26 protein-coding genes and 1 tRNA gene are annotated in these 25,659 nt (G+C 35.8%); 17 read left to right on the top strand and 10 right to left on the bottom strand.

Annotated elements, in window-relative coordinates:
• Positions 1–27 precede the first annotated feature (27 nt).
• Genes pqqB through FIT61_RS03630 form a run of 5 tightly spaced genes read left to right on the top strand, consistent with a single transcriptional unit; the run spans position 28 to position 4,384 of the window.
• Positions 28–945 (top strand): pyrroloquinoline quinone biosynthesis protein PqqB, encoded by a 918-nt coding sequence (gene pqqB, locus FIT61_RS03645; protein WP_139883323.1) that lies wholly within the window; start codon positions 28–30, stop codon positions 943–945.
• Positions 946–960: 15 nt separating this feature from the next.
• Positions 961–1,695 carry a pyrroloquinoline-quinone synthase PqqC gene (pqqC, locus tag FIT61_RS03640; protein WP_139883322.1) on the top strand — a complete coding sequence of 245 codons (735 nt, stop codon included), beginning with the start codon at positions 961–963 and terminating at the stop codon, positions 1,693–1,695.
• A gap of 1 nt (position 1,696) precedes the next feature.
• Positions 1,697–1,975 carry a pyrroloquinoline quinone biosynthesis peptide chaperone PqqD gene (gene pqqD / locus FIT61_RS06755; protein WP_187351772.1) on the top strand — a complete coding sequence of 93 codons (279 nt, stop codon included), beginning with the start codon at positions 1,697–1,699 and terminating at the stop codon, positions 1,973–1,975.
• A gap of 12 nt (positions 1,976–1,987) precedes the next feature.
• Positions 1,988–3,172, top strand: a complete 1,185-nt coding sequence (gene pqqE, locus FIT61_RS03635) for a pyrroloquinoline quinone biosynthesis protein PqqE (protein ID WP_187351771.1) — start codon at positions 1,988–1,990, stop codon at positions 3,170–3,172.
• A 51-nt stretch (positions 3,173–3,223) separates the two neighbouring features.
• Positions 3,224–4,384: a multidrug effflux MFS transporter gene (locus tag FIT61_RS03630; protein WP_139883935.1), complete on the top strand. Its 1,161-nt coding sequence runs from the start codon at positions 3,224–3,226 to the stop codon at positions 4,382–4,384.
• A gap of 32 nt (positions 4,385–4,416) precedes the next feature.
• Here the strand turns inward: FIT61_RS03630 and fdxA are convergent, their stop codons facing one another.
• Genes fdxA through FIT61_RS03595 form a run of 7 tightly spaced genes read right to left on the bottom strand, consistent with a single transcriptional unit; the run spans position 4,417 to position 10,762 of the window.
• A complete protein-coding gene (gene fdxA, locus FIT61_RS03625) occupies positions 4,417–4,740 on the bottom strand; it encodes a ferredoxin FdxA (protein WP_139883320.1) in 324 nt (107 codons plus the stop codon).
• A 60-nt stretch (positions 4,741–4,800) separates the two neighbouring features.
• Positions 4,801–6,078: a sulfate adenylyltransferase subunit 1 gene (locus FIT61_RS03620; RefSeq protein WP_244925176.1), complete on the bottom strand. Its 1,278-nt coding sequence runs from the start codon at positions 6,076–6,078 to the stop codon at positions 4,801–4,803.
• Between the two features lies 1 nt (position 6,079).
• Entirely contained in the window at positions 6,080–6,988 is a 909-nt protein-coding gene (cysD, locus tag FIT61_RS03615; protein ID WP_139883318.1) for a sulfate adenylyltransferase subunit CysD, read from the bottom strand.
• 1 nt (position 6,989) lies between these two features.
• A complete protein-coding gene (locus tag FIT61_RS03610; RefSeq protein ID WP_139883316.1) occupies positions 6,990–7,727 on the bottom strand; it encodes a phosphoadenylyl-sulfate reductase in 738 nt (245 codons plus the stop codon).
• Complete coding sequence (locus tag FIT61_RS03605; RefSeq protein ID WP_420886455.1) at positions 7,724–8,332, bottom strand: DUF934 domain-containing protein; 609 nt, start codon at positions 8,330–8,332, stop codon at positions 7,724–7,726. Before FIT61_RS03605 ends, FIT61_RS03610 begins: the two co-directional genes overlap by 4 nt.
• The gene (locus FIT61_RS03600; protein ID WP_139883312.1) at positions 8,325–9,974 is read right to left on the bottom strand and encodes a nitrite/sulfite reductase; all 1,650 of its coding nucleotides are present in this window, start codon (positions 9,972–9,974) and stop codon (positions 8,325–8,327) included. Before FIT61_RS03600 ends, FIT61_RS03605 begins: the two co-directional genes overlap by 8 nt.
• A 17-nt stretch (positions 9,975–9,991) precedes the next feature.
• Positions 9,992–10,762, bottom strand: coding sequence for a sulfite exporter TauE/SafE family protein (locus FIT61_RS03595; RefSeq protein ID WP_139873442.1), 771 nt, complete (start codon positions 10,760–10,762; stop codon positions 9,992–9,994).
• Positions 10,763–10,883: 121 nt separating this feature from the next.
• Between FIT61_RS03595 and FIT61_RS03590 the strand changes: the two genes are divergently transcribed.
• From FIT61_RS03590 to rlmB, 10 genes are all read left to right on the top strand, one after another.
• Positions 10,884–11,816 carry a CysB family HTH-type transcriptional regulator gene (locus FIT61_RS03590; RefSeq protein ID WP_139873441.1) on the top strand — a complete coding sequence of 311 codons (933 nt, stop codon included), beginning with the start codon at positions 10,884–10,886 and terminating at the stop codon, positions 11,814–11,816.
• A 13-nt stretch (positions 11,817–11,829) separates the two neighbouring features.
• On the top strand, positions 11,830–13,485 hold the full coding sequence (locus tag FIT61_RS03585; protein ID WP_139883310.1) for a formate--tetrahydrofolate ligase: 1,656 nt from the start codon (positions 11,830–11,832) through the stop codon (positions 13,483–13,485).
• A gap of 4 nt (positions 13,486–13,489) precedes the next feature.
• Positions 13,490–14,074: an IMPACT family protein gene (locus tag FIT61_RS03580; protein WP_139883308.1), complete on the top strand. Its 585-nt coding sequence runs from the start codon at positions 13,490–13,492 to the stop codon at positions 14,072–14,074.
• A 7-nt stretch (positions 14,075–14,081) separates the two neighbouring features.
• Positions 14,082–15,263: a DNA recombination protein RmuC gene (locus tag FIT61_RS03575; RefSeq protein ID WP_139883306.1), complete on the top strand. Its 1,182-nt coding sequence runs from the start codon at positions 14,082–14,084 to the stop codon at positions 15,261–15,263.
• Positions 15,253–15,510: a molybdopterin converting factor subunit 1 gene (gene moaD / locus FIT61_RS03570; protein WP_139873437.1), complete on the top strand. Its 258-nt coding sequence runs from the start codon at positions 15,253–15,255 to the stop codon at positions 15,508–15,510. The genes FIT61_RS03575 and moaD overlap by 11 nt, the downstream gene beginning before the upstream one ends.
• Before the next feature lie 2 nt (positions 15,511–15,512).
• Complete coding sequence (locus FIT61_RS03565; RefSeq protein ID WP_139873436.1) at positions 15,513–15,962, top strand: molybdenum cofactor biosynthesis protein MoaE; 450 nt, start codon at positions 15,513–15,515, stop codon at positions 15,960–15,962.
• 85 nt (positions 15,963–16,047) lie between these two features.
• Entirely contained in the window at positions 16,048–16,914 is an 867-nt protein-coding gene (galU, locus tag FIT61_RS03560) for a UTP--glucose-1-phosphate uridylyltransferase GalU (RefSeq protein WP_139873435.1), read from the top strand.
• 16 nt (positions 16,915–16,930) lie between these two features.
• Positions 16,931–17,464 carry a hypoxanthine-guanine phosphoribosyltransferase gene (locus FIT61_RS03555; RefSeq protein WP_139883304.1) on the top strand — a complete coding sequence of 178 codons (534 nt, stop codon included), beginning with the start codon at positions 16,931–16,933 and terminating at the stop codon, positions 17,462–17,464.
• A 44-nt stretch (positions 17,465–17,508) separates the two neighbouring features.
• A complete protein-coding gene (gene rnr / locus FIT61_RS03550) occupies positions 17,509–19,827 on the top strand; it encodes a ribonuclease R (protein WP_139883302.1) in 2,319 nt (772 codons plus the stop codon).
• A 1-nt stretch (position 19,828) separates the two neighbouring features.
• Entirely contained in the window at positions 19,829–20,575 is a 747-nt protein-coding gene (gene rlmB, locus FIT61_RS03545) for a 23S rRNA (guanosine(2251)-2'-O)-methyltransferase RlmB (RefSeq protein WP_139883300.1), read from the top strand.
• Here the strand turns inward: rlmB and mqo are convergent.
• Positions 20,565–22,043, bottom strand: a complete 1,479-nt coding sequence (gene mqo, locus FIT61_RS03540; RefSeq protein WP_139883298.1) for a malate dehydrogenase (quinone) — start codon at positions 22,041–22,043, stop codon at positions 20,565–20,567. The genes rlmB and mqo overlap by 11 nt on opposite strands.
• Positions 22,044–22,143: 100 nt before the next feature.
• Here mqo and FIT61_RS03535 point away from each other — a divergent pair, with 100 nt between their 5' ends.
• Positions 22,144–22,899: a glycosyltransferase family 2 protein gene (locus FIT61_RS03535; protein WP_139873430.1), complete on the top strand. Its 756-nt coding sequence runs from the start codon at positions 22,144–22,146 to the stop codon at positions 22,897–22,899.
• 326 nt (positions 22,900–23,225) lie between these two features.
• Complete coding sequence (locus tag FIT61_RS03530; RefSeq protein WP_139883296.1) at positions 23,226–24,269, top strand: glycosyltransferase family 9 protein; 1,044 nt, start codon at positions 23,226–23,228, stop codon at positions 24,267–24,269.
• Positions 24,270–24,293: 24 nt separating this feature from the next.
• Here FIT61_RS03530 and FIT61_RS03525 read toward each other — a convergent pair.
• Both FIT61_RS03525 and FIT61_RS03520 read right to left on the bottom strand, forming a co-directional pair.
• A tRNA-Asn gene (locus FIT61_RS03525) sits at positions 24,294–24,369 on the bottom strand.
• 82 nt (positions 24,370–24,451) lie between these two features.
• A complete protein-coding gene (locus tag FIT61_RS03520) occupies positions 24,452–25,657 on the bottom strand; it encodes a pyridoxal phosphate-dependent aminotransferase (RefSeq protein WP_420886454.1) in 1,206 nt (401 codons plus the stop codon).
• Positions 25,658–25,659 lie beyond the last annotated feature (2 nt).

Genomic DNA, 25,659 nt, shown 5'->3' with positions numbered 1-25,659 from the left:
AAAAATTGATCTCATCGACAGGATTTTATGCATATACATGTATTAGGTGCAGGTGCGGGTGGCGGATTTCCCCAGTGGAATTGTAATTGCGAGAATTGTGATGGCCTTAGAAAGGGAACCATCAAAGCTACAAAACGCACACAATCATCCATATGTGTAAGTTCTGATGGTATCCATTGGGTGCTTTTTAATACGTCACCTGATGTGTTGCAACAAATTCAAGATTTTCCTCCTCTTCAACCGGGTCGAGCTATTCGTGATAGCGGTATTTCAGCCATTGTGCTTATTGATGCTCAAATCGATCACACCACAGGTTTATTGATGCTTCGTGAAGGCACACAAAAACGTGAACTCTATTGTACAGATATGGTGTATCAAGACCTCACTTCAGGTAATCCGCTTTTAAATATTTTAGATCATTACTGTGGTATCAATCATCATGAAATTCCAACTGATGGAAATACTTCATTTGAAATACCTCAGATTGAAAATCTTACATTTACTGCAGTTGCATTAAAAAGTGCAGCACCACCTTATTCCCCGCATCGAAATAATCCACATCCAGGCGACACGATTGGTATGTTGATCGAAGATAAAAAAACACAAAAGCGATTATTTTATGCACCAGGCTTGGGCGAAATTGAACCGCATTTACCACCTTTATTTGAAAAAGCAGATTGCATTATGGTGGATGGTACTTTTTGGACTAATACAGAAATGATTGATATGGGTTTAATGACTAGGAAGGCCCGGGATATTGGACACAATCCTCAATCAGGTGAGGGCGGAATGATTGAAGTATTAGATCGTTACCCTCGCGCTAAGAAAGTACTTATACATATTAATAATACAAACCCAATTTTGCGAGAAGACTCAAAAGAGCGTGCCATCTTAACCCAACACGGTATTGAAGTTGCATACGATGGTATGGATATTGTTTTATAAAAGGAATCGTTAGATATGGATAAAATTTGGACAAGGTCAGAATTTGAAGAAAAGCTTCGTGAAAAGGGCCGAGGTTATCATATCTATCACCCCTTTCATGTAATGATGTATGAAGGAAAACTCACTAAAGAACAGTTGCAATGTTGGGTATTAAATCGTTTTTATTATCAAATTGGTATTCCACAAAAAGACGCAGCGATTCTTTCTAACTGCCCTGACAAAGAAGTAAGAAAACAATGGATTGTGCGCATCACAGATCACGATGGTGTTGATGGTGCTGAAGGTGGTATCGAAGCATGGGTGAAACTAGGTGAAGCGGTTGGCTTAACTCGAGAAGACGTTACATCTTTAAAGCATGTGAGTCCAGGTGTTCGTTTCGCAGTCGACGCATATATTAACTTTGCAAGACAAAGACCATGGCAAGAATCAGTTTGTTCATCACTCACAGAATTATTCGCTCCACATATTCATCAGCAACGGATTAGTTCATGGCCTGAAGTATATCCATGGATTAAAGAATCAGGCCTCTCTTATTTTAAAAAACGTTTAACAGAAGCAAGACGTGACGTAGAACAAGGGTTGTCTGTGACACTTGATTATTTTAGTCAGTCACGTGCGATGCAAGAACGTGCATTAGATATTCTTCAATTTAAACTTGATGTGTTATGGGTAATTGCAGATTCTATTATGCTTGCATCTTCTAATATTAAAGTTGAAGATCGCGATTACTTAAGACAGCCTAGATACTAAAATGACGATTGAGCAAAAAGATATATTCAAGATTGCAGCCCATCATCGATTCCAATGGGAAGAAGCACAACAATCTCATGTTATTTTATTTCCTGAAGGTATGGTGAAATTAAACGGTAGTGCAGGTGAGGTTTTAAGTTTGGTTGATGGAAAAAACTCAGTCGATCAAATAATCGCTTCTTTAAAAATAAAATTTAAAGATGTGGAAGGTATTGAAAAAGATATTCTATCTATGATCCAATTCGCTTTAGATAAAGCTTGGATTGAGAAAGCTAAATAAAGGGGCAATAAGATGGCAACACAAAATAATGGTGTAGCAGCATCCGTCACACATACCCAGCCGTTATGGTTATTGGCTGAAATTACCTATCGATGCCCACTTCATTGTGCATTTTGTTATAACCCTACTGATTACGACAAACATACGCAAAACGAATTGTCGACCGAGCAATGGATAAATGTCTTACGCGATGCAAGAAAATTAGGCGCACTTCAATTAGGTATCTCAGGAGGAGAGCCACTCCTTCGTGATGACATTGAGGAAATCGTGGTAGAGGCAAAAAAATTAGGTTATTACAGTAATCTTATTACTTCAGGTGTTGGCTTAACTGAAAAAAGAATTCAAGCATTTAAAGAGGGTGGATTGGATCATATTCAGCTCTCCATGCATGACATCACTGAAGAAATTAATAATTTCATTACTAATACAAAAACTTTTGAATTAAAGAAAAAAGTTGCAGCTATGATTAAGAGCCATGGTTATCCGATGGTACTTAACGTTGTGATCCATCGCTATAACATTGGACATATCAAAGAAATATTAGATATGGCTGAAGCGCTAGGTGCTGATTATGTAGAACTCGCTAATACACAATATTATGGATGGTCGCTTGTTAATCGCAATCAATTAATGCCTACTAAAGAGCAAATTGATTATGCAGAAAAAGTGACGAATGAATTTAGAGAAAAAATTGGTAATAAAATGAAAGTATTTTTTGTAGTGCCTGATTATTTCTCAGATCGCCCTAAGAAATGTATGAATGGTTGGGGTGAAGTCTTTATGATTGTCACTGCGAATGGGGATGTACTTCCTTGCCATTCAGCGCGTGTATTACCTAATATTGAATTTCCAAACGTGCGTGATAAAGGACTTATGTGGGCTTGGCAAGATTCGCCTGCATTTAATCGATATCGTGGCGACAGTTGGATGAAAGAGCCATGCAGAACTTGCCCTGAAAAAGAAAAAGATTTAGGTGGCTGTCGTTGCCAAGCTTTCCTTTTGTCAGGTGATGCTGAAAGTGCTGACCCAGTATGTAGCATGTCTCCTCATCATCATCTAATAGAAAAAGCGATTGAAGATGCTCAAAATCCAGTTCTTCAAGCGCAACCTATTCTTTTTAGAAATGATAAAAACTCTAAAAAGATTATTTCAGGTGAAGTCAAAGAACTTGTTAAAGACTTCCACGCCACACCCTAAGTTTTTAGCTTCATTTTTCCTTTAAAATCTAAAACTATGATTTCATCTCATATGATCCGTGTCTTTGTTTTGGCTAGTTTGGCTGCATTAGCGCCTTTTGCTATTGATACTTATTTACCAGCGTTTCACGTCATGACAAATGATTTAGAAACAACACCGCATGCTATTCAGCAAAGTCTTACTTTTTATTTATTCCCTTACGCATTAATGACTTTATTTCATGGTGCTATTTCTGATGCCATTGGTCGAATTGATACTATTAAAATAGGTTTAGGAATTTTTATTTTAGGTTCTCTTTGCTCTGCTTTCGCGAAAAACGTTGAGATGTTATGGTTAGGTCGAATTTTACAAGGCTTAGGTGGTGGAGCAGGAAATGTTGTAGCGCGTGCTATGGTGCGCGATTTATTCCAAGGCCCTGAAGCGCAGCGTGTCATGGCTACTATACAAATGTTATTCGGTATTGCACCTGCAATAGCACCTATGATTGGCGGTCTTTTGCTAGGCATTCATTGGCATAGTATTTTTATATTTCTAGCAGTATATGCCTCTGTTTCTTTAATTGCTGCTATGAAATTTTTACCTGAAACAATGCCTCAAACAAAACGCGTTTCTTTTTCTTTTTCTGCACTTACATATCGCTATAAAACAATTTTTTCTGATAAAGAGTTTTTGTTTCTCATAATTGCTCTAGGCGCAAACTTCTCAGGATTATTTTTGTATGTTTTAGCAAGCCCAATATTTATTATGAACCACTTAGGTCTTAATTCATCTCAATTTGGCTATCTTTTCATACCTACTGTATCAGGAATGATTTTTGGTTCTTTCTTATCAAAAAAAGCTGCCGGAAAATTAACTCAAAAAAAGACTGTTCAAATTGCCTATACATGGATGGGTTTAATAACGACTCTTAACGTCCTTTTTTGTACTTTTTTTAATACTAATCTAATTATTAATACTGGATTTGTGGCTCTTTATAATATTGGCATGGCTTTGGCTATGCCTGTTCTATCTATTGCTGCTCTTGATCGTTTTGAAAAGATTCGTGGTACAGCTTCCTCAGGCCAGGCATTCGTTCAAATGCTGCTCTCTACTTTATCAGCAGGGCTAATAGTGCCTTTTCTTTGGTTTTCAACCCTTGGCTTATCTTTAGGTATGTTGGGGTACTTCTTCTTAAGTCTTATCGTGATATCTCAAACAAAATCATTACGATAGTGATTGAGAGTTAGAGATTTAGGTAAAAATTATTATTTTTCGAGCAATTCTCTTTTATTAGGTTTGCCATTAAATGAGTCAGCATCTGGAAGGGGACCTTTTCTCGATGAGATCACAGGCCAGATTTTTGACATCTCAGCATTGATCTTTATAAAGTCTTGCTGATCATTAGGAACGTCATCTTCCGCAAAAATCGCTTCTGCTGGACACTCTGCTACACATAATGTGCAGTCAATACATTCGTCTGGATTAATTGCCAAGAAATTAGGACCTTCAACAAAACAATCAACAGGGCAGACGTCTACACAGTCAGTATATTTACATTTAATACAATTTTCGGTTACTACATAAGTCATATCAGTCCTTTTATTTCTAGATATAGTTATTTTAATCTATTTTTTTTCTTGATCCAATCATTATGAAATCATGCCGGCTCCTACCGTATGGTAAGTCGACTCATCAATAATGATAAATGCACCTGTAGATCTATTGTTTTCGTAGAAATCCGCCATAATTGGTTGTGCTAACTTAAATGTCACTTGAGCTATATCATTCATGCTTAAATTGCCAATCGACTCATGCGCAAGTGTTTCGATATTCACCTTGAAGTGCATTTTATCCAATTTAGCTTTTGATTCTCGGGAGGTATGACGAATTAAATAAGTTCGTGATGATGCCATAGGTGTTTCTGATAACCAACAGACCATAGCATTAATATTTTTTGTAGGCTCAATAGAATCATTTGATTTTATGATCATATCGCCACGTGAAATATCAATTTCATCTTCTAGAAGAATAGTGATAGATTGTTCTGAGATAGCTTTTTGAAGTTGTGTGTCACCTAATTGAATTGATTTAATTTTTGATTTATATTGGGATGGCAATACTGTAATTTCTTCGCCTACAGAAATAGAGCCTGATTCAACACGACCCATAAACCCTCTAAAATCATGAAGCTCACGATCATCAGAAGCATGTGGACGGCAAACAAATTGAACTGGGAATCTGAAGTTTTTTTCTTTGCCCTCATAATCTGCAGTTGTTTTTTCTAAAACATCAAGTAATGTTGGGCCTTTATACCAATCAATAGATTCACCTCTATCTACAATCATGTCTCCATTTAACGCTGACATTGGCACAAATTCAATGGTACGATTTTCAGATAGTTTAATTTCTTTCGCAAAAGCTTTATAACTTTCGCAAATAGCTTTGTACTTACTTTCATCGTAATCAATAAGATCCATTTTATTAATTGCGACAACGATATGAGGGATACCAACTAGTTTTGCTAAAAATGAGTGACGTCTTGTTTGCGTTAAAACACCTTTTCTAGCATCAATTAATATAATAGCCAAATGGGCGGTTGAAGCCGCAGTCACCATATTGCGAGTATATTGTTCGTGTCCTGGGGCGTCTGCAATAATATATTTACGGGTGCCCGTACTAAAGTATCTATAGGCAACATCAATCGTAATGCCTTGTTCACGCTCAGCTTGAAGACCATCAGTAATTAAAGATAGATCCACAGCTGTCATACCTCTTTTTTTAGAGGTCTTTTCAATTTGAGTGAGTGTATCTGTAAGAATTGTTTTAGTATCAAAAAGAAGACGGCCAATGAGCGTACTCTTTCCATCATCAACACTGCCACATGTCATAAAACGTAATAAACTATCTTGAATATTTGCTTGTGACATTTTAGAAATAACCTTCTTTTTTACGTTGTTCCATAGAGGCATCTGATGTTTGATCATCAAGCCTTGTTGCACCGCGTTCCGTGATAGTAGTGCTTGCAGTTTCAATAATAATTTTTTCAACACTATCAGCCACACTTTCAACAGGTGCTGTGCAAGTAATATCGCCTACCGTTCTATAGCGCACCATAATTTCTTCAATCACTTCATTATCCTTTTTAGGCGTGAGAGAGGTAATAGGTACAATGGCACCCCCGCGTCTGACAATTTCCCGCTTGTGTGCAAAATAGATACTTGGCAAACCTAATTTTTCACGTTCGATATATTGCCATACGTCCATCTCAGTCCAATTTGAAATAGGGAAGGCGCGAATATTTTCACCCTTATGTACTTTAGCGTTATAGAGATTCCATAATTCAGGCCTTTGATTTTTTGGATCCCACTGACCAAATTCATCTCTAAAACTCATGATACGTTCTTTAGCGCGTGCTTTTTCCTCATCGCGTCTTGCACCACCAATACAACAATCAAATTCAAATTCAGCGATAGCTTCAAGGAGTGTCACTGATTGATATTTATTGCGAGGTTCATCAGGTGTTTTTAAAACGACTGTGCCGCGCTTCATGGAATCTTCAACAGATCTTACAATTAATCTTTCATTTAATTCTTTAGCACGAAGGTCTCTAAATTGAATGACTTCCTCATAATTATGGCCTGTATCAATATGAAGGAGAGGAAAAGGAAAGCGTCCAGGCCTGAATGCCTTTTCAGCTAATCTTAATAAGCAAAGAGAATCCTTGCCACCTGAAAAAAGTAACACTGGATTACTGCATTGGCCAGCGACTTCTCGAAGAATATGAATGGCTTCAGATTCAAGCCAATCTAGGTGCGTTAAATTTGAGAGAGATGTCATATTATTTTACGTGTAATCCACATTCTTTATTTTGTGGGTCTTCCCACCACCAGCGTCCAGCTCTAATATCTTCTCCCGCTGAAATCGCTCGTGTACATGGCGCACAACCGATACTTGGATAAAATTGATCATGAAGCGTGTTGTAAGGTACGTCATTAATTTTAATGTAAGCCCAAACTTCAAGTTCACTCCAAGTGCTTAAGGGGTTCAATTTTTGAGATTGATGTACCTCATCAAATTCTTCCTCTTTTAAAGCGAATCTTGTTTGTGACTGCTCTTGCCTCATGCCTGTGATCCAAACTTTTTTATCTTTTAAAGCGCGATTTAAAGGCTCTACTTTTCGAATTGCACAGCAAGATTTTCTTAGATCAACTGAGTTATAAAATGCATTAATGCCATTTGTATTGACATAACTCTCAATTTTTTGATAATCAGGAAAATAAAGTTTGATTTTAAATTGATATTTATCTTCTACTTTTTGAATTAAATTATAAGTTTCAGGAGGCAGTCTTCCTGTATCAATAGAAAAAGCTTCAACACTTAATTTATTCTTTTGGATAAGATCAATAAGCACCATATCTTCTGCACCTAAACTATTCGCAAAAGCTACAGAGCTATATTTTTCAATATTCTTTTGAATCAGTGAAATTACATTTTTTGATTTTTCATCAATTATTTTAATGAGCTCATCGTCGATATCGATTTTATCAATATGTTTTTTATTGGCATGGATCATCATGAACGCACTTTTCTTTTCCAGACAGGTTCTTTTATATCAACAGCCCCTTGGTAAGGATCGCTGAAAGATTGAAGCGCTTTTAATGCTTCATTTGGATCTTTCCCTTCTTTAATAAGGTAGCTATCAAATCCGGAGCGTTTTAAGTAAAACAACTGATCTTGTAATACATCACCAAAGGCTCTTAAGGTATTTTTAAATTGATGTCGCGTACGAAGTAAATTACCTAATGTAAATATTCGGCCATCTTGAAAACGCTCCACAAATACTGCAATAAGTGGAAATATATTGATATCTTTTTCAGCAGATATTAAGGGATCTAAAGTTTCATGTGTTGCTATCCATAATGCAATTTCATTATTCTTAGCTCTATGCTGCAATGCATCACGATTTTTTAAGTAAACGCTCAATGGCAAAATAATTTTTCCAGTTTGTGGAATGACTGTTTCATTAATTTGTAATTCTGAAGGTAATGATTCACCTGTTAATTTAAATAACACTACTTTACCTGCTTGCTTTTTTATTTCTTCATGGCCACTTGGAAGTGGTACAAATGTCCATTCATCATCAACGATGCTTTGATTGAGTATGAGTTGTGAATTAAGCATAGACATGTTCTTTAAATGGATTCACACCTAAGCGTCTTACTGTATCTATAAATCTTTCTTCGGGATTGCGTTGTTTGATATAAACATCAATGAGTTTTTTTACAACTCCTGGCATTTCTTCTGCTGCAAAAGAAGGGCCAATCACAGTTCCAAGACTTGCATCATTACCTTGTTTGCCACCAATCGTTACTTGATACCATTCGGATCCATCTTTATCGACACCTAATACACCAATATGACCAATATGATGATGACCACATGCATTCATACAACCTGAAATATTAAGTTCCAATTCTCCAATATCATGAAGGTAATCAAGGTCATCAAAGGCTTCTTGAATAGAAGTTGCAATTGGAATACTTTTCGCATTAGCAAGCGAACAGAAGTCTCCACCAGGGCAACAGATGATATCTGTTAAAAGACCTATATTAGGCGTAGCTAATTGATGTGCTTTAGCTTTTTCCCATAGCTTAAAGATATCTTTTAATTTCACATCCGCTAAAATGAGATTTTGTTCGTGCGATACACGAAGCTCACCAAAGCTATATTGATCTGCAAGTTCAGCCACAATTCTCATTTGGTCTGAGGTCGCATCACCAGGTGCTAAGCCGTGGGGTTTGAGAGACAAGGTAACAGATCGATAACCTTTTTGTTTATGCGGATGAACAGATCGCTTCACCCATGATGCAAAAGCCTTATTGTTTTTATTGACCTCATCGAACGCATCATCTTGATCCTTTAATTTTTCATAAGGCATTTGAGTAAAAAATTTTGTAACGCGTTTTAATTCGCCTTCATTAATTGTATTCGGTGAATTTTTTAAATGAAGCCATTCTGCTTCGACTTGTTTTTTAAATTCTTCAACACCTAAAGCTTTCACTAAAATTTTAATGCGCGCTTTATAGATATTGTCGCGACGACCATGAAGATTATAGACACGAATGATAGCTTCACAATAAGTCAGTACATGTTCCCATTCGAGATGTTCGCGAATAACAGATCCAAGAATAGGGGTCCTACCTAATCCACCACCCACCCAAACGCGAATAGCCATCTTTTGTTCTTTGTCATAATAAAATTCAAGACCTATATCATGCGCTTGAACAATCGCACGATCTTGTTTGCTGCCTGATACTGCAATTTTAAATTTACGAGGTAGGAGTGAAAATTCAGGATGAAAGGTACTCCATTGTCTCAAAATTTCAGCAATTGCTCTTGGGTCAATAATCTCATCAGGGGCCACACCTGCAAATTGGTCGGTCGTAATGTTACGAATACAATTTCCAGAAGTTTGAATAGCGTGCATTTCAACTTTAGAAAGCTCTTCTAGAATATCGGGTGTCTCTTCTAATTTAGGCCAATTGAGCTGTAGGTTTTGTCTTGTACTAAAGTGACCATAACCACGATCAAAGCGATCGGCAATATCAGCTAATTTGCGTAATTGTTTTGAAGATAAAAGCCCGTAAGGAATGGCAATGCGAAGCATTGGCGCATGACGTTGAATATAAAGACCGTTTTGTAATCGAAGTGGTCTAAATTCGTCATCAGTTAGTTTGCCACTTAAATAACGCGATGTTTGATCACGGAATTGTGTAACACGCTCATTGACAATGGTTTGGTCGATATTATCGTACTGATACATAAATTCTTTTTAAATACTTAATGAAAAATAAGTTTCTGGCCAACATAAATTAAGATTAAAGCCAATACATAGCGAACAGATTGTTCGCTGACTTTAGAACTTAAATGACTGCCAATATAGATACCTGGAATTGAGCCAATTAAAAGCACGCTTAAGAGAGAATAATCAACGGTGCCTAAGCTTACATGACCAAGACCTGCAACAAGTGTTAATGGTACCGCATGGGCAATATCGGTTCCAACAATTTTTGTAATACCTATTTTAGGATAAATTAGTAAAAGAGCTGTTACACCCAGAGCGCCTGCCCCTACGGAGGTTAAAGTTACTAAGCCGCCCAAAACTAGCCCTAAAAGAATAGTTGCAATTGCAATAGCATTATCTGTTTTTAATAGGCTCGCTTTTGATCTTTCAATGAGAAATGGTCTAAAGATAACAGCGACTGAGGTCAATAATAATGCAATACCTAGGTAGAACTTGATGATTTCGACTGCACCTGAGGATGACACATCAATTTGTCTTAAATAATAGGTTGTAAATATAGAAGCAGGAATACTGCCAAGCATGAGCCTTTTTACAATTTTCCAATCGATATTGCCTAATTTTCCGTGAGCAAATATACCAACCGATTTAGTAATGGATGCGTAAAGAAGATCAGTACCTACAGCAAGGGCAGGTTTGATGTGGAAAAATAAGACAAGAATGGGAGTCATGAGTGACCCGCCTCCTACACCGGTTAAGCCAACAAGAAGCCCCACTAAAAACCCTGAAAATATAAAACCAATATTCATACAATCCTAAAAAAATTTAACATTTAATGCTAAAGTGGACGTCAATATAGCAAATTTTGATATTATAAATTAATAATATAATATTCTATCATTATACCTTTTGGTTATATTGGAATAAGACATGAAACTCCAGCAATTACGATGTATCCATGAGGTAGTTAAAAATGGTTTTAGTATATCTAAAGCCGCAGAAGCGCTGCACACCTCACAGCCTGGTGTGAGTAAACAGATTCAATTGTTAGAAGAAGAAGTAGGCCTCCACATTTTCTTGAGACATGGTAAGCGTCTTGTAGGGCTCACTGAACCAGGACAGCATGTTTATAAGCGTATTAGCGAAGTAATACGCGAAATTAAAAGCATTAAACAAGTCAGCGATGAATTTAGTCATTCAAATGTTGGTGAATTAACAATTGCAACAACACACACGCAAGCACGTTATAAATTACCGAGCGTCGTTCAAGCATTTATGACTAAATATCCAGAAGTAAAACTTAATATTCACCAAGGAAACCCAACGCAGGTCACCGATCAAGTTGTTAAAGGTGAGGCGGATATAGGCATAGCTACTGAATCAATTAGTAAAAATGAAAAATTATTTTGTATACCCTGCTATACATGGAATCGTTGTTTAGTGATGCCAGCAAAGCATCCTTTAGCTAAAGAAAAATCAATTTCTCTTGCGAAACTTGCCAGTTATCCCATTATCACTTATGACTATGCATTTACTGGAAGTACTATTGTTTCGAAAGTTTTTCATGATTCAGGACTCACGCCGAATATTGTTTTAACTGCCATTGATGCTGATGTGATTAAAACATATGTAAATTTGGGTTTAGGTATAGGACTTATTGCTCAGATGGCTTACGATTCTAAAAGAGATCAAGGACTTGTAAGTATTGATGTAAGTCATTTATTTCCCACAAGTACAACTTATCTTGGCATCAGACGTGATGTATTTTTAAGAGGTTTTATGTATGACTTTATTGAAATGTTTACACCTCAATTTACAAAACAAACCATCAAGAAAATGATGTTAGAGCAAGATAATATTTGAGTCTCGAAACGACATGAAATCCGACTTAGAAATTAACCAAGCTACAAAACTAAAATCTATCAATGAGATTGTCAAATCACTTCATATCAAAGAAGATGATCTAGATTTTTATGGTGCATATCAAGCCAAATTAAAAGCTTCTTTTATAAGCCACTTAAAAGAAAATCAAATATCTAAATTAATTTTAGTTACCGCAATGAGTCCTACTCCTGCAGGTGAAGGCAAAACCACCACCACAATTGGCTTGGCTGACGCACTTTTTTCGTTAGGAAAAAAAGTGGCCGTTTGCATTCGTGAACCATCTCTAGGGCCCGTCTTTGGCATGAAGGGTGGTGCAACAGGAGGCGGTTATGCGCAAGTAGCACCTATGGATAAAATTAATTTACATTTCACAGGTGATTTTCACGCCATTACATCAGCTAATAATCTTTTAGCTGCATTGATTGACAATCATATTCATCACGGAAATTTACTTAATATTGATATTGATCAAATTTCATTTAGACGATGTCTTGATATGAATGATCGCGCTTTACGGAATATTGACTTAAAGCTTGACCATAATGATCGAAATACAGGTTTTGATATTACAGTTGCAAGTGAAGTGATGGCAATTTTTTGTTTAGCAGAATCGTTAGATGATCTTCAGCATCGGTTAGGAGAAATTGAGGTTGCAAAAAGAAAAGATGCAACGTCTGTTTATGCTAAAGATTTAAAAGCAGAAGGCGCTATGACAGCATTATTAAAAGATGCATTTCAACCTAACGTTGTTCAAACACTTAATGGAACACCTGCTTTTATTCACGGAGGGCCATTTGCAAATATTGCTCATGGTTGTAATTCAGTGGTTGCGACAAAAACAGCATTAAAATTAGCTGATTATGTGATCACAGAAGCTGGATTTGGCGCCGATTTAGGCGCAGAAAAGTTTATTGATATCAAATGTAGACAATCTGGCATCAAGCCCGACATCATTATTTTAGTTGCTACCATTCGGGCACTTAAATTTCATGGTGGTATAACCGTGTCCGAATTAAATCAAGAAAACTTAAAAGCACTTGAAGTTGGATTTAATAACCTAAAACGTCACATTGAGAATTGCTCTGAGCATTTCGGTTTAGACGTTATTGTTGCAATTAATCGCTTTAATTCTGATACAGACAACGAAATGATTTGGCTTCAAAACTCAATAGATAACATGGGATTTCAATCTGTTTTATGTTCGCATTGGGCAGATGGTGCCAAAGGTGCACAAAATTTAGCTGAATCTGTTTTGGATCAATTAAATAAACCCAAAACATTTAAATTTTTATATGAAGATAGTTTGAGTTTAAAAGAAAAAATAACGGCTATTGCTTTAAAAATATATCGTGCAAAAGAAGTACAGTTTTCGGATAGCGCTTTAAAAAAACTTGTATCACTTGAAAAAAATTATGCAAATTTACCAGTTTGCATTGCTAAAACACCTTATTCATTTTCAAGTGATCCCAAGGCGTATGGTGCGCCTGAGAATCATACGCTTATGATAAGAGAATTAAGGTTAGCAAGAGGTGCTGGTTTTGTAATGGCTATCTGTGGAGACCTGATGACGATGCCAGGACTGCCGAAGATTCCCGCAAGCGAAAAAATAAAGCTATCTGCTCAGGGTTTTCTCGAAGGATTAAATTGAGAGGATGAATTGTTTTAAAAGTATTTCAATACAAGAACAAACGATTCAAAAATCTAGGTTTATTGGGTATACATTTATAGGTGAAACAAAGCAGGATATATTGCGTGTATTGCAATCAATCGCAAAAGAACATCCTCATGCAAGTCATTTAGCTTTTGCCTACCAACTAAAATCAGAGCACGGATTTGAGCCCTATTATTCAGATGCAGGTGAGCCTTCAGGCACTGCTGGAAAACCATTGTTGCAATTAATTGATGCCCATCAAATCGTATCAGGTGGAATCGGTGTCATTCGATATTATGGCGGTATTAATTTAGGTACGGGAGGTCTCACAAGAGCTTATGGAGGTACCGGTAAGCTTGCTTTAACGCATTCCGTGATTGAGCCTTATATTGAATATATAAAATTAAAATTAACTATAAATTACAATAATTTAGATAATTATATTCATGTAATACATTCAATGAATGGCAGTGTTTTAGATAAAGCTTTTGATGATAAAGTGAGTCTTTTGATAAGGCTTCCTGATAATGCTTTAGATAAATTAAAAGCGCGTTTCCCCATGACCGAAATCAATCATTCGCTATAATCAATCTATGCTTAATTTTATTCTGATTTTACTTATTCTCTTGTGCGTTTTAGTTGCCTATTTGCTGTGGCGATTTCAAAGTCGTTCCCCCGAAGGAGCGACGATAAAAGCTCTTGAAGAAAAACATCGAGAAATGATTGTAGGCCTAAATGATAGTTTAAATAAGTTAACAGATCGTCTTAATGTGACACTTTCTGAGCAGGGCAAAATACAAGGTGAAATTGTTCGTGACACCATGGATAGCTCTACCAATCAATTAAAAAATCTACTCAATATGAGATTGCAAGATATTGATAGCAAGGTAAAAGAAAGTTTGGAGGAGGGGTTTAAGAAAACAAACGATACCTTTGATCGTGTCATGAAACAGCTTTCTACAATTGATGAAGCTCAGAAAAAAATAGATGGCCTCACTACCAACATTGTAAGTTTTCAAGAATTGTTAGGAGATAAAAAATCTAGAGGTGCCTTCGGAGAGGTGCAGCTTGAAAGTTTAGTACGTAATGCGCTTCCGCCCGATGCATTTTCGATGCAACACACATTATCTAACGGTAACCGAGTAGATTGTGTTTTATTTTTGCCAGAACCAACGGGCAATGTTGCGATTGATTCTAAATTTCCATTAGAAAGCTATAGAAAAATGTTGGATTCTAGCTTACCACCCGATGAAGTTAAAAATGCACAAAAACAATTTAAGCTTGATATCAAAAAACATATTCATGATATTGCGAGTAAATATATTATTTCCAATGAGACTTCCGATGGTGCAGTCATGTTTATTCCTGCCGAAGCTGTTTTTGCAGAAATTCATGCATATCATTCTGATTTGATAGAGGAGGCGATGAGCCAGAGGGTATGGATTGTATCTCCAACGACACTGATGGCTGTTCTCAATACAGCAAGAGCAGTTTTAAAAGATGTTGAAACAAGAAAGCAAGTTCATATTATTAAGGCAGAACTCGGTAGACTTGGGCAAGAATTTGAGCGTTTTGATGTACGTATGAAGAAATTAGCTGACAATATTAGACAGGCTCATGAGCATGCTCAAGATGTTCATGTCACAAGTCAAAAAATATCAAGACGATTTTCTCAAATTGAGCGCGTGGAATTAAAAGATGACCCAAATGCTTTATTAGAGTTCGAAGAAGAGATTTACACAAAACAAGAAGAGCAGAATAAAGATGAAAATTAAATTATTTTATTTTGCTAAAGTGAGAGAAATGGTGGGCATTGACCAGGAAGAAGTTGATGTTGAAAGTGATATCAAGACATTGGCTGAATTGATAGCTTTTCTAAAGCTAAGAGGTAGTCAATGGCAAGCTATTTTCAATATGCCTTCATCATTTAGAATGGCAGTCAATCAAGAGCTAGCAGAAGCAAGCGACAAAATAAATGCGAATGATGAGGTAGCCTTTTTTCCTCCAATCACGGGTGGATGATTATGTCTGTTTATGTTCAGCAAGACGTATTTGACTTACAAAGCATCACTCAACAACTAAAAAAACTTCATAATAGCGGTGCATCGGTAAGCTTTGAGGGGTATGTTAGAGATTTTGATCTTGGGAATGATAAGCTAGAGATGCTTGAATTAGAACATTATCCTGGCATGACTGAAAAGGCGTTATTAAATATTGAGTCTTTAGCAATGAATCGATGGCATTTAGATGATGTTTATATTGTGCATCGATATGGTAAATTAAAAGTCGGCGAGCCTATTGTAGGTATTGTGGTATTTGCAAAGCATCGTAAAGAAGCTTTCGACGCTTGTCATTTTATTATCGATTTTCTAAAAACTGACGCACCATTTTGGAAGAAAGAGATTACCAACCATCAATCATATTGGGTTGATGCTAAAAAAATAGATGATGAAGAGAAAAATAAATGGAATTAAATTATATAATTAATACATATAGTTATATATATAAATTAAAGTTAAATGTTAGAGAATAAAAGCCCATGAAAGTGACTTTATATATATGAAAGTAATAAAAAAAGCAGTATTCCCAGTGGCTGGGCTCGGTACACGTTTTTTGCCGGCTACTAAGGCGAATCCAAAAGAGATGCTTCCGATCGTAGATAAGCCTCTAATTCAGTATGCGGTAGAAGAGGCTATGCAGTCTGGTATTACTGAGCTAATTTTTGTGACAGGCCGCAATAAAAGATCGATTGAAGATCATTTTGATAAAAATGTTGAGCTTGAAGCTAGCCTTATAGCTTCCAATAAAAATCTTCTGCTCGAGTCTATTCGCTCCATTATTCCGTCCCACGTAAAGTGTATTTATACAAGACAATCTGAACCTTTAGGTTTGGGTCATGCCGTTCTTCAAGCAAAAACAATTATCAATGATGAGCCATTTGCAGTTTTATTGGCTGATGATTTAACAGATGCCAATACGCCAGTCTTAAAACAATTAATCATTCAACATGAAAAAGAACAAGTCTCCGTGATAGCCATTGAAGACATTCCAAAAGAAAAAACCTTACAATACGGTATTGTTGATGTAAGTGGTTCCAAAGGCAATCTCCATAAAATTAATTCTATTGTGGAAAAGCCTCAACCAAAAGATGCGCCATCAACATTGGGCGTAATCGGACGCTATGTTTTTAATCCAGAAATTTTTGATTGTTTAGAAAAAATTAAACCGGGTAAGGGCGGTGAGATTCAACTCACTGACGCTATTCAAATGTTGCTTGGTCAGCAATCAATTTTCGCATATCAATTTGAAGGTAAGCGATATGATTGTGGCGATAAATTAGGCTTCATGAAAGCCAATATTGAATTTTCAAAAAAACATCCAGAAATCGGAAAAGAATTTATTGAATTTCTAAAATCAATATCATGATTCGCTTTATTAGTTAATGGATACCATCCAAACATTGATTAATAAATCTTCTGTGCTGTATTCAGAAATTGAAATTAAAAATGCAATTCAAGATATTGCAAGTCAAGCCAATCAAACCATTGATGCAAGTGAGATTTACGTATTATGTGTCATGAATGGCGCACTAATTTTTGCAGGACAGCTTTTGCCTCAGTTAGAAAAAAATATTCAATACAGTTACATTCATGCTACACGATACGATAATTCGATCATAGGCGGTTCGATTCATTGGCTTGTTAAGCCCCCAAAAGACATTGAGGGGAAAACTGTTTTGATCCTTGACGACATTTTAGATGAGGGGATTACGCTTAATGAAATTGTATCGACTTGTCGCACAATGAATGCAAAAGAAATTTATACCGCAGTTCTTTTTGATAAAGAGATCACGAAAGAAAAATCTTATTCACCTAATTTTATTGGTCTTAGAGTACCAGATCAATTTGTCTTTGGATACGGATTGGATTGTAAGGGTCTAGGTCGAAATCTCCCGCATTTATATGCTTTAAAGTAAAAGCATCTTATGTTTCCTTAATTTAATGTCACAATGACACACATATGAGCAAAAAAAATAAATCCATTCGACAAGAAGACCCTCAAAAAGAACGCGAGGCCATGTTTTATGAAAAACCATTGCCAAGTCGCGAGCTGATTTTAAAGGTGATGGCTGATCAAGGTGTACCTCTTTCTATTTCAAAACTTAATGAATTGCTTGAAATTGCTGATGATGAATCCGAAGCGTTTAGTAAACGTATTCGAGCCATGGAAAGGCAAGGTCAGATTTTACGAAATCGTAAGGATGATTTTTGTATTTCTGAAAAATTAAACCTTATCCCAGGACGAATTCAAGGACATCCAGATGGATTTGGATTTCTTATCCCAGATCAAGGGGGCGATGATATTTTCTTGTCTTCAAGAGAAATGATGCAAGTTCTTCATAATGATCGCGTCATGGTTCAAACCATCGGCCAAGATAGAAAGGGCCGACCCGAAGGTAAAGTTATTGAGATCCTTGAAAGAAAAAATGAGACTTTGGTGGGAAGAGTGGTTCAAGGTCAAGGCGTCACTATTGTAGCTGCAGAAGATAAAAGAATTAATCAAGACTTTCTGATTCCATATCATCTTGATATGGGGGCTAAACCAGGCCAAATCGTCGTCATTGAAATTACTGCTCAACCTTCATTTAAATCGCGACCGATGGGTAAAGTAATTCAGATTCTTGGTAATTATGCAGATAGCGGCATGGAAATCGAGATTGCTTTAAGAAAACACCAACTTCCTTACAATTTCTCAGAAGAAACAATTCGTATTGCCGAATCTTTCTCAAAAAAAGTTTCAGAAAAAGATTTCAAAGGAAGAGTTGATTTACGGGACTTACCTCTCATCACTATTGACGGCGAAACGGCTAGAGATTTTGATGATGCAGTTTATGCTGAAAGTAGTGGTAAAAATTGGCGATTAGTGGTGGCTATTGCTGATGTAAGTTATTACGTGCAGCCTGATAACATTTTAGATAAAGAAGCATTTGAAAGAGGCAACTCAGTTTACTTTCCTAGAAGAGTTATTCCGATGCTTCCAGAAGCTCTTTCTAATGGCCTTTGTTCTCTTAATCCGCATGTGGATCGGTTGTGTATGATTTGTGACATGTTGATCGATCAACATGGAAAAGTCACATCTTATAAATTCTATCCATCTGTCATGGAATCAAAGGCAAGAATGACATATATGGATGTTAGTGCCTTATTAAAAGGGGCATCACCAGATTTAACAGAAAAATATAAATCTATTATCCCTCATATTAAAAATCTTGAATCAGTTTATAGGATTCTTACAAAACAAAGGCATGCTCGCGGTGCCATTGAATTTGACTCATCTGAAACCATCATGATTTTTAATGACCAAGGAAAAATCGATCGTATTGAGCCCGTGATTCGAAATGAAGCTCATCGGCTCATTGAAGAGTGTATGTTGGCAGCTAATGTATGCGCAGCTAATTTTTTAATTGAACATGAGCATCCGGCGCTTTATAGAATTCATGAAGGCCCGACCGAAGAACGCTTAGAAAACTTACAAACATTTTTAGCAGAGTTTGGATTTATGTTAGGCGGTGGAGATAAACCTAGCATTAAGGATTATGCAACTTTAATTGAAAAAATTAAAGGACGACCAGATGAACATCTATTACAAACAGTTCTCCTCAGGTCTATGCAACAAGCTGTTTATAGCCCTGACAATATTGGTCATTTTGGTTTAGCTTATGAAGCTTATGCACATTTTACTTCCCCGATACGTCGATACCCAGATCTTTTAATTCATCGTGCTATTAAAGCTACGATAGAAAAAAAGAAAATGCCTGCATCAAACTGGCATGTTTTAGGGCAGCATTGTTCTATGACAGAGAGAAGAGCGGACGATGCTACGCGCGATGTTTCTTCATGGCTTAAATGTTATTACATGCAAGATAAAATTGGCGAGATATATGAAGGCACTGTTGCAGGAGTCACAAGTTTTGGTTTGTTTGTTGCAATCGACGCTATTTATATTGAAGGTTTATTACATGTTACAGAATTAGGTAATGATTACTTTACTTATGACAAAGCAAGACATGCCATGATTGGTGAAAGATCTCATGCAATTTATCGCTTAGGCGATCGATTAAAAGTAAAATTGGTTCGTGTAGACTTAGAGCTCAGTAAAATTGACTTTAGCCTTGAGAGTCATCAAGAAGTTCAAAAATCAACATTAAAAGATAGAAAACCAAAAAATTTCTTTAAAGATAAAGCGACGCACAAAAAGAAATCTCAGGCTGCAAAACACCGAGGAACTTCAAAGCCAAGCAGATCGGCTAAAAGCAAAAAGAGAATAAGAGCAAAATAATATGTCACACAGTCAGATCATTTTTGGATTTCATCCGATTATCAGTCAATTAAGACAATCTTCTAGAAGCATTCAAGAAATTTATTTGGATAGTGATCGTAATGACCCTAGAGCTAAAGAAATTATTGAGCTAGCTAAAGAAAATAATATTCGTATCTTAATGGTGGATCGCGCAAGATTAGATGGTATTGCTTCGCAATCCAAACATCAGGGTGTAGTTGCAAAAATCATTCCTTTAGTAATTCCCTATAAAACGGTGGAAGATATTTTAGAAAGTGACCTGAAAGAGCCTGCGTTTTTTTTAATATTAGATGGCGTAGAAGATCCGCATAATTTAGGCGCTTGCTTGCGTGTTGCAGATGGGATGGGAGTCCATGCCGTTATTGCACCTAAAGATAGAGCAGTAGGATTGAATGCTACTGTCAGAAAGGTTGCTTCAGGAGCAGCAGAATCGTTACCTTTTATTGTCGTTACGAATTTAGCAAGAACGATTCGTCAGCTCAAAGAAGAAGGTGTTCTCGTTGTAGGAACAGCGGAAGATGGTGCAGAGTCTCTTTACGAAGCAAATTTTAAAGGGCCCATTGCTGTAGTGTTAGGTTCTGAAGGCAGCGGTCTGAGAAGATTAACCCGTGAAGTATGTGATTTCCTAATTAAGATACCAATGTTAGGCGCTGTTGAAAGTTTAAATGTAAGTGTTGCTAGTGGTATTGTGCTGTCAGAAATTAGACGGCAACGTTTTAAATCTTAAATCCAAGTGTTTTATAAGCAGATAGTCGAGTTTTCGTAAATAACGATGGTGTTTTACTTAAATCTTGATTGTACGATGGTGCTATTTTTTCAATTTTATTCTTCCAGACTTTAGAGTCAATTCTTCGTTTTAGACTTCTTTCTATGATATTTAGCATCGAATAAACTGAGGTTGAAGCTCCGGGAGACGCCCCCAAAAGAGCAGCAAGAGAACTGTCATCTGACCATACAATTTCCGTGCCAAATTCTAGTTTTCCAGCTATTTTTTTATAAGGCTTAATAATCTGAACTCTCTTGCCAGCAGATTCTAATTTCCAATCTTTTTCATTAGCTAACGGATAGAATTCTCTTAGCGTATTCATTTTGTTTTTATATGAATTGCTTGATTGTTTGATTAAATAACTAAGAAGATTTAGGTTGGATACAAACACATGAAGCATAGGAATAATATTTCGTACTTTGATTGATTTGATTAAATCTAAATAGGATCCCGTCTTTAAAAATTTAAATGTAAAACTCGCAAATGGGCCAAACATAAGCTGTTTTTTACCATTAATAATTCTCAAGTCTAAGTGAGGCGCTGACATAGGTGGTGCTTTGGGCCCAGCCAAGCCATAAATTTTAGAAAAGTGCTTCTTTGTAAGTGATGGATTCTTGCATATTAACCATTCTCCATTCACAGGAAATCCGGCGTAACCTATTTGATTTTTAATGTTACTTTTTTGAAGAAGATGAATTGCTGAGCCGCCGGCGCCAATAAAAATAAATTTTGCATTTACTAAAAATGTCTTATTGGTTTTTATATTGAATATTTTTATATCCCAGGTTTGATCTTTTTTTTGTGATATAGATTTAATCTCATGATGAGTATGCACAGAAAATTTTTTACTCTTTGATAAAATTTTTAACATTTCATGGCTTAATGACTCAAAATTTACGTCGCTACCATATTCATATTTTGTCATGGCAACTTCATCTTTAGTTTCCACGCCAATAAGAGGAGCCCATTTTTTAATGGTTTCTTTATTGCGAGAAAATTCCATTCCTTTAAATGAAAGTGTTTTACTAAGCGCTTCGTATCTTTTCTTTAAAAAAGAGATATTTTTTGCGCCTTTAACAAAGCTAATGTGAGGAACTTGGGTAATAAATGATTTTGGCTTAAAAGCTTTATATTTTCTTGCTAAAAAACTCCAGAATTGAAGAGACACTTCAAATTCTCTATTGATTTTTATTGCTCTTTCGATATTAACTTCTTTATACCTATTTAAAGGGGTGTAGTTAAGTTCACAAAATCCAGCATGACCTGTTCCAGCATTGTTTATAGATTGAGTACTTTCTAGCGCACAAGAAGAAAGTTTTTCATAAATAGTTACATCAGTATTTATGTCTAGTTCCTGGATTAATTTTGCTAATGTAATGCTCATAATGCCACCACCTATGCAAACAATATCTTTTTTTGTGGTTAGCATCTATTCATCTAATTCCTTAAAATCTGTTTATTTGATTTTATTAGTTGTTATAATCTATTGTAATAATTTACCTCTAAATTAACTATTAGTCACTACATTAATGCCTAGAATCTCCGTTATTATCATTGCAAAGGATGAGTCTGAAAATATAGCTGATTGTATTAAGAGCGCTAATTTTGCTGACGAAGTTATTGTTTTGGATTCAGGTAGCTCTGACAATACCATTTCTATTGCTAAGAAATTAGGTGCAAAAAGTTTATATCGACCTTGGAAGAGCTATGGCCATCACAAAAACATAGCTATTCAATTGGCCAAATACGAGTGGATATTTTCTTTAGATGCGGATGAGCGAATTACAAAAGCTTTAGCTAAAGAAATTAAAATTAAAATTAACTCTGGGTTATATGACGTTTATGATGTTCCAAGAAAATCATTATTTATTTCTAGGTTTATTAGATTTTCTGGATGGTGGCCAGATAGAACAAAAAGACTTTTTAAAAAAAATAATGCTCAATTTACAAAACATAACGTTCATGAGCATCTGATCACTAAATGTGAGATTGGCCATTTAAACGAACCTCTTATTCATTATTCATATAGAAATTTTGAAACTGTTTTAAAAAAGATCAATGTCTATTCAAGCTTAGGTGCTAAGGACCTTAAAAATAGAGGCAAGAATGGCAGCCTTAAAAAAGCACTTTTTCATGGGATTTGGGCTTTTATTCGAACTTATTTTTTAAGACTGGGCATTCTCGACGGAAGCGAGGGTTTTATTTTGGCTGTGATGAATGCAGAAGCAACATATTATCGCTATTTAAAATTAATTTATATAAATAAAAGATCAATTAATGTATAAATTTATATATTAGTTGAGGGTAATAATATTGTTAAAAATCTTAGGTGGATTTTAAATTCTAATTCGATATTTTATATGCAAAAGCCAACAATGGAAACTTGTGCAACGAAGTTGTTGCTAGAGGCTGGAGTCGATTCTGAAGAGTTGAACCATGACTTTTCGAATCCTGAGTCCTAATGCTTTTATTATTCAAATAATCCAATAAAAGTAAAAAATATGATTCGCAATGAGAATAAGTTCATTAATTAAATTAAAGATAAGTCATTGCAGCTAGTAATTGCAATTGGAGTTACTAAAAAGTACTTCAGACTTTTAGGTCAAGCATAATGAGTCCTCAGGAAAAAATTCTTTTTATACAATTCAAGTTTTTGGGAGACATTGTTTTTTTAACTCCAGTTCTCAAAGCATACAAAGAACAATTTCCAGAAAAAGAACTTCATGTTTTAGTCCCAAAAGAGGCGGCTCCTTTGCTTTCAAATTTAGTCTTCATAGATAAAGTTTGGGCATTTCCTCGAGTTAGAGGCAAATTAAATTTATTTAATTCGATTAAATTTCTTATGAAATTAAGATCACTAAATTTTGAATGTTCTTTGGATTTCGAAGGTAATGACAGAGGTTCAATAGCAACAAGAATTATTGCAGCAAAGCAACGTATTGGTGTTGTTAGATTTAATTCAACTCTTCTTCAAAAATCTGCATACCAAATTAAAGTTAATACCGATTTTTTTGCGCCTTCTTATATTGATTTTAATAAACAAATCCTTCAAAAAGCCTTTAACTTTAAATTTTTTAAAAAATTTCCAACAATGGAAATTCGCCCTGATTTTTCTTCAGCAGCTAGAGCTAAAAAATATTTTGATTCTAATTTTATTTTGTGCCACGTTTCTACAACTCAGGAAAAAAAACAGTGGTCTTTAGATAATTGGATTGATTTTTATAAATTGACTGAAAATTGTAAAATTCCACTTATATTTTCTGCTGGACCATCTGATACTGAACAATCTTTTTTATTGGAACTAAAAAGAAGAATTCCAAAAGCAAATATTCTAAAACCAATAAATGATTTAAAAATTTTTATAATATTTTTAAGTAGGGCAAGTTTACTAATTTCTAACGATACAGGTCCTTTGCATTTCGCAGCGGCAATGAATGTAAAAATAATAGGTTTGTTTGGCCCAGCGGATTCGGTTAGAAGGGCGGCTCCTATATACACTTCTGAGCAGAAACTTTTTGGAAAAAAATGCGAGTGTATAAATCACTTAGGCATGAAGCATTTTTGTTCAGCACAGGTAAGATGTATTGACACCATAAAACCAATCGAGGTTTTTAGCTTGATGAAAAAACAAATGAAAAAAGCCAAAAAATTTTAATAGATTTTGGCTTTTTATAGATTTTGGCTCCTCGACCTGGGCTCGAACCAGGGACACACGGATTAACAGTCCGTTGCTCTACCGACTGAGCTATCGAGGAATTGAGATACGACATAATAAAGCAGTTATTGCTCTAAGGTCAACTTTTCAAACCCTAAATTATACTTGAATTGAGGCTGCATTTAAACAGAGAGGGCACGTTTGATGCGTTTCATCGCCTCTACTAAATTGTCCATAGATGTTGCAAACGAAATTCTGAAATAACCATCCGAACCAAATGCAGAGCCTGGTACTACCGCTACACCTTCTTTTTCTAGGAGATAATCGGCCAAAGCAAGATCAGTTTTTTCTTTTAGAATTTTTTGATCATATAAACGTTCGATTGCCTTTCTTGCATCAGGAAAAGCGTAGAAGGCTCCTTGTGCTTCAATGCACGAAAGTCCTGGGATCTCATTAAAACTTTTGACGACGTAATCATGTCTTTCCCTGAAGGCTTTAATCATGGGTTGCATACATGCTTGCTCTCCCGAAAGTGCTGCCTCTGCTGCTACCTGCGATACTGATGTTGGGTTAGATGTTGATTGTGATTGGAGTATTTCCATAGCTTTTATAATGTAACTTGGACCTGCTGCAAAACCGATTCGCCAGCCTGTCATGGAATAAGCCTTTGAAACACCATTCATAACCACACAACGATCTTTTAATGATGGCTCAACATTTAAAATATTATAAAAAGGCATGTCTTTTAATTTGACATGCTCATACATATCATCTGTCCCAATTAAAATATTGGGATGTTTTGTTAGTATTTTTGCAAGAGATTCTAATTCTTCTTTTGAATAAACAGCGCCAGTTGGATTTGAAGGCGAGTTCAACATGAGCAGTTTTGTTTTTGGAGTGATTGCCTTTTCAAGTTGTTCGGCTGTCATTTTGAATTTTTGTTCAATTCCACATTCAACAATAACTGGTTTGGCATTTGAGACCAAGGCAATATCTGCATAAGATACCCAATAAGGTGCTGGAATAATAACTTCATCTCCTGCGTTTAAAACAGCAAGACAGAAATTAAAAATACATTGTTTGCCACCAACACCAACAATAACTTCATTAGAGTTGTATTCAAGATTATTATCGCGTTTAAATTTTTCAATAATCGCTTTTTTTAATGATGGAATGCCAGACACGGGTGTGTATTTAGTAAATCCATTATCGATCGCTTTTTTTGCAGCATCCTTAATGTGTTGTGGCGTATCAAAATCTGGTTCACCAGCAGCAAGACCAATAATATCTTTACCTTCAGATTTATAGCGAGCTGCTTTAGCAGTAATAGCGAGCGTTGGAGATTCTTTTATTCGGCCGACACAGTCGGATAGTTTGATGGCTGACAATT

This window comes from Candidatus Methylopumilus rimovensis (assembly GCF_006364615.1).
In the GTDB taxonomy this organism is placed as follows: Bacteria; Pseudomonadota; Gammaproteobacteria; order Burkholderiales; family Methylophilaceae; genus Methylopumilus; species Methylopumilus rimovensis.
The sequence above is the reverse complement of the archived record's forward strand: the minus strand, read 5'-3'. Positions and strand labels throughout refer to the sequence as shown.

Excerpts from the sequence above, each read along its gene's own strand:
- pqqB (WP_139883323.1), top strand. The coding sequence starts at position 28 with ATGCATATACATGTATTAGGTGCAGGTGCGGGTGGCGGATTTCCCCAG.
- pqqC (WP_139883322.1), top strand. The coding sequence starts at position 961 with ATGGATAAAATTTGGACAAGGTCAGAATTTGAAGAAAAGCTTCGTGAA.
- pqqD (WP_187351772.1), top strand. The coding sequence starts at position 1,697 with ATGACGATTGAGCAAAAAGATATATTCAAGATTGCAGCCCATCATCGA.
- pqqE (WP_187351771.1), top strand. The coding sequence starts at position 1,988 with ATGGCAACACAAAATAATGGTGTAGCAGCATCCGTCACACATACCCAG.
- FIT61_RS03630 (WP_139883935.1), top strand. The coding sequence starts at position 3,224 with ATGATCCGTGTCTTTGTTTTGGCTAGTTTGGCTGCATTAGCGCCTTTT.
- fdxA (WP_139883320.1), bottom strand. The coding sequence starts at position 4,740 with ATGACTTATGTAGTAACCGAAAATTGTATTAAATGTAAATATACTGAC.
- FIT61_RS03620 (WP_244925176.1), bottom strand. The coding sequence starts at position 6,078 with ATGTCACAAGCAAATATTCAAGATAGTTTATTACGTTTTATGACATGT.
- cysD (WP_139883318.1), bottom strand. The coding sequence starts at position 6,988 with ATGACATCTCTCTCAAATTTAACGCACCTAGATTGGCTTGAATCTGAA.
- FIT61_RS03610 (WP_139883316.1), bottom strand. The coding sequence starts at position 7,727 with ATGATGATCCATGCCAATAAAAAACATATTGATAAAATCGATATCGAC.
- FIT61_RS03605 (WP_420886455.1), bottom strand. The coding sequence starts at position 8,332 with ATGCTTAATTCACAACTCATACTCAATCAAAGCATCGTTGATGATGAA.
- FIT61_RS03600 (WP_139883312.1), bottom strand. The coding sequence starts at position 9,974 with ATGTATCAGTACGATAATATCGACCAAACCATTGTCAATGAGCGTGTT.
- FIT61_RS03595 (WP_139873442.1), bottom strand. The coding sequence starts at position 10,762 with ATGAATATTGGTTTTATATTTTCAGGGTTTTTAGTGGGGCTTCTTGTT.
- FIT61_RS03590 (WP_139873441.1), top strand. The coding sequence starts at position 10,884 with ATGAAACTCCAGCAATTACGATGTATCCATGAGGTAGTTAAAAATGGT.
- FIT61_RS03585 (WP_139883310.1), top strand. The coding sequence starts at position 11,830 with ATGAAATCCGACTTAGAAATTAACCAAGCTACAAAACTAAAATCTATC.
- FIT61_RS03580 (WP_139883308.1), top strand. The coding sequence starts at position 13,490 with ATGAATTGTTTTAAAAGTATTTCAATACAAGAACAAACGATTCAAAAA.
- FIT61_RS03575 (WP_139883306.1), top strand. The coding sequence starts at position 14,082 with ATGCTTAATTTTATTCTGATTTTACTTATTCTCTTGTGCGTTTTAGTT.
- moaD (WP_139873437.1), top strand. The coding sequence starts at position 15,253 with ATGAAAATTAAATTATTTTATTTTGCTAAAGTGAGAGAAATGGTGGGC.
- FIT61_RS03565 (WP_139873436.1), top strand. The coding sequence starts at position 15,513 with ATGTCTGTTTATGTTCAGCAAGACGTATTTGACTTACAAAGCATCACT.
- galU (WP_139873435.1), top strand. The coding sequence starts at position 16,048 with ATGAAAGTAATAAAAAAAGCAGTATTCCCAGTGGCTGGGCTCGGTACA.
- FIT61_RS03555 (WP_139883304.1), top strand. The coding sequence starts at position 16,931 with ATGGATACCATCCAAACATTGATTAATAAATCTTCTGTGCTGTATTCA.
- rnr (WP_139883302.1), top strand. The coding sequence starts at position 17,509 with ATGAGCAAAAAAAATAAATCCATTCGACAAGAAGACCCTCAAAAAGAA.
- rlmB (WP_139883300.1), top strand. The coding sequence starts at position 19,829 with ATGTCACACAGTCAGATCATTTTTGGATTTCATCCGATTATCAGTCAA.
- mqo (WP_139883298.1), bottom strand. The coding sequence starts at position 22,043 with ATGCTAACCACAAAAAAAGATATTGTTTGCATAGGTGGTGGCATTATG.
- FIT61_RS03535 (WP_139873430.1), top strand. The coding sequence starts at position 22,144 with ATGCCTAGAATCTCCGTTATTATCATTGCAAAGGATGAGTCTGAAAAT.
- FIT61_RS03530 (WP_139883296.1), top strand. The coding sequence starts at position 23,226 with ATGAGTCCTCAGGAAAAAATTCTTTTTATACAATTCAAGTTTTTGGGA.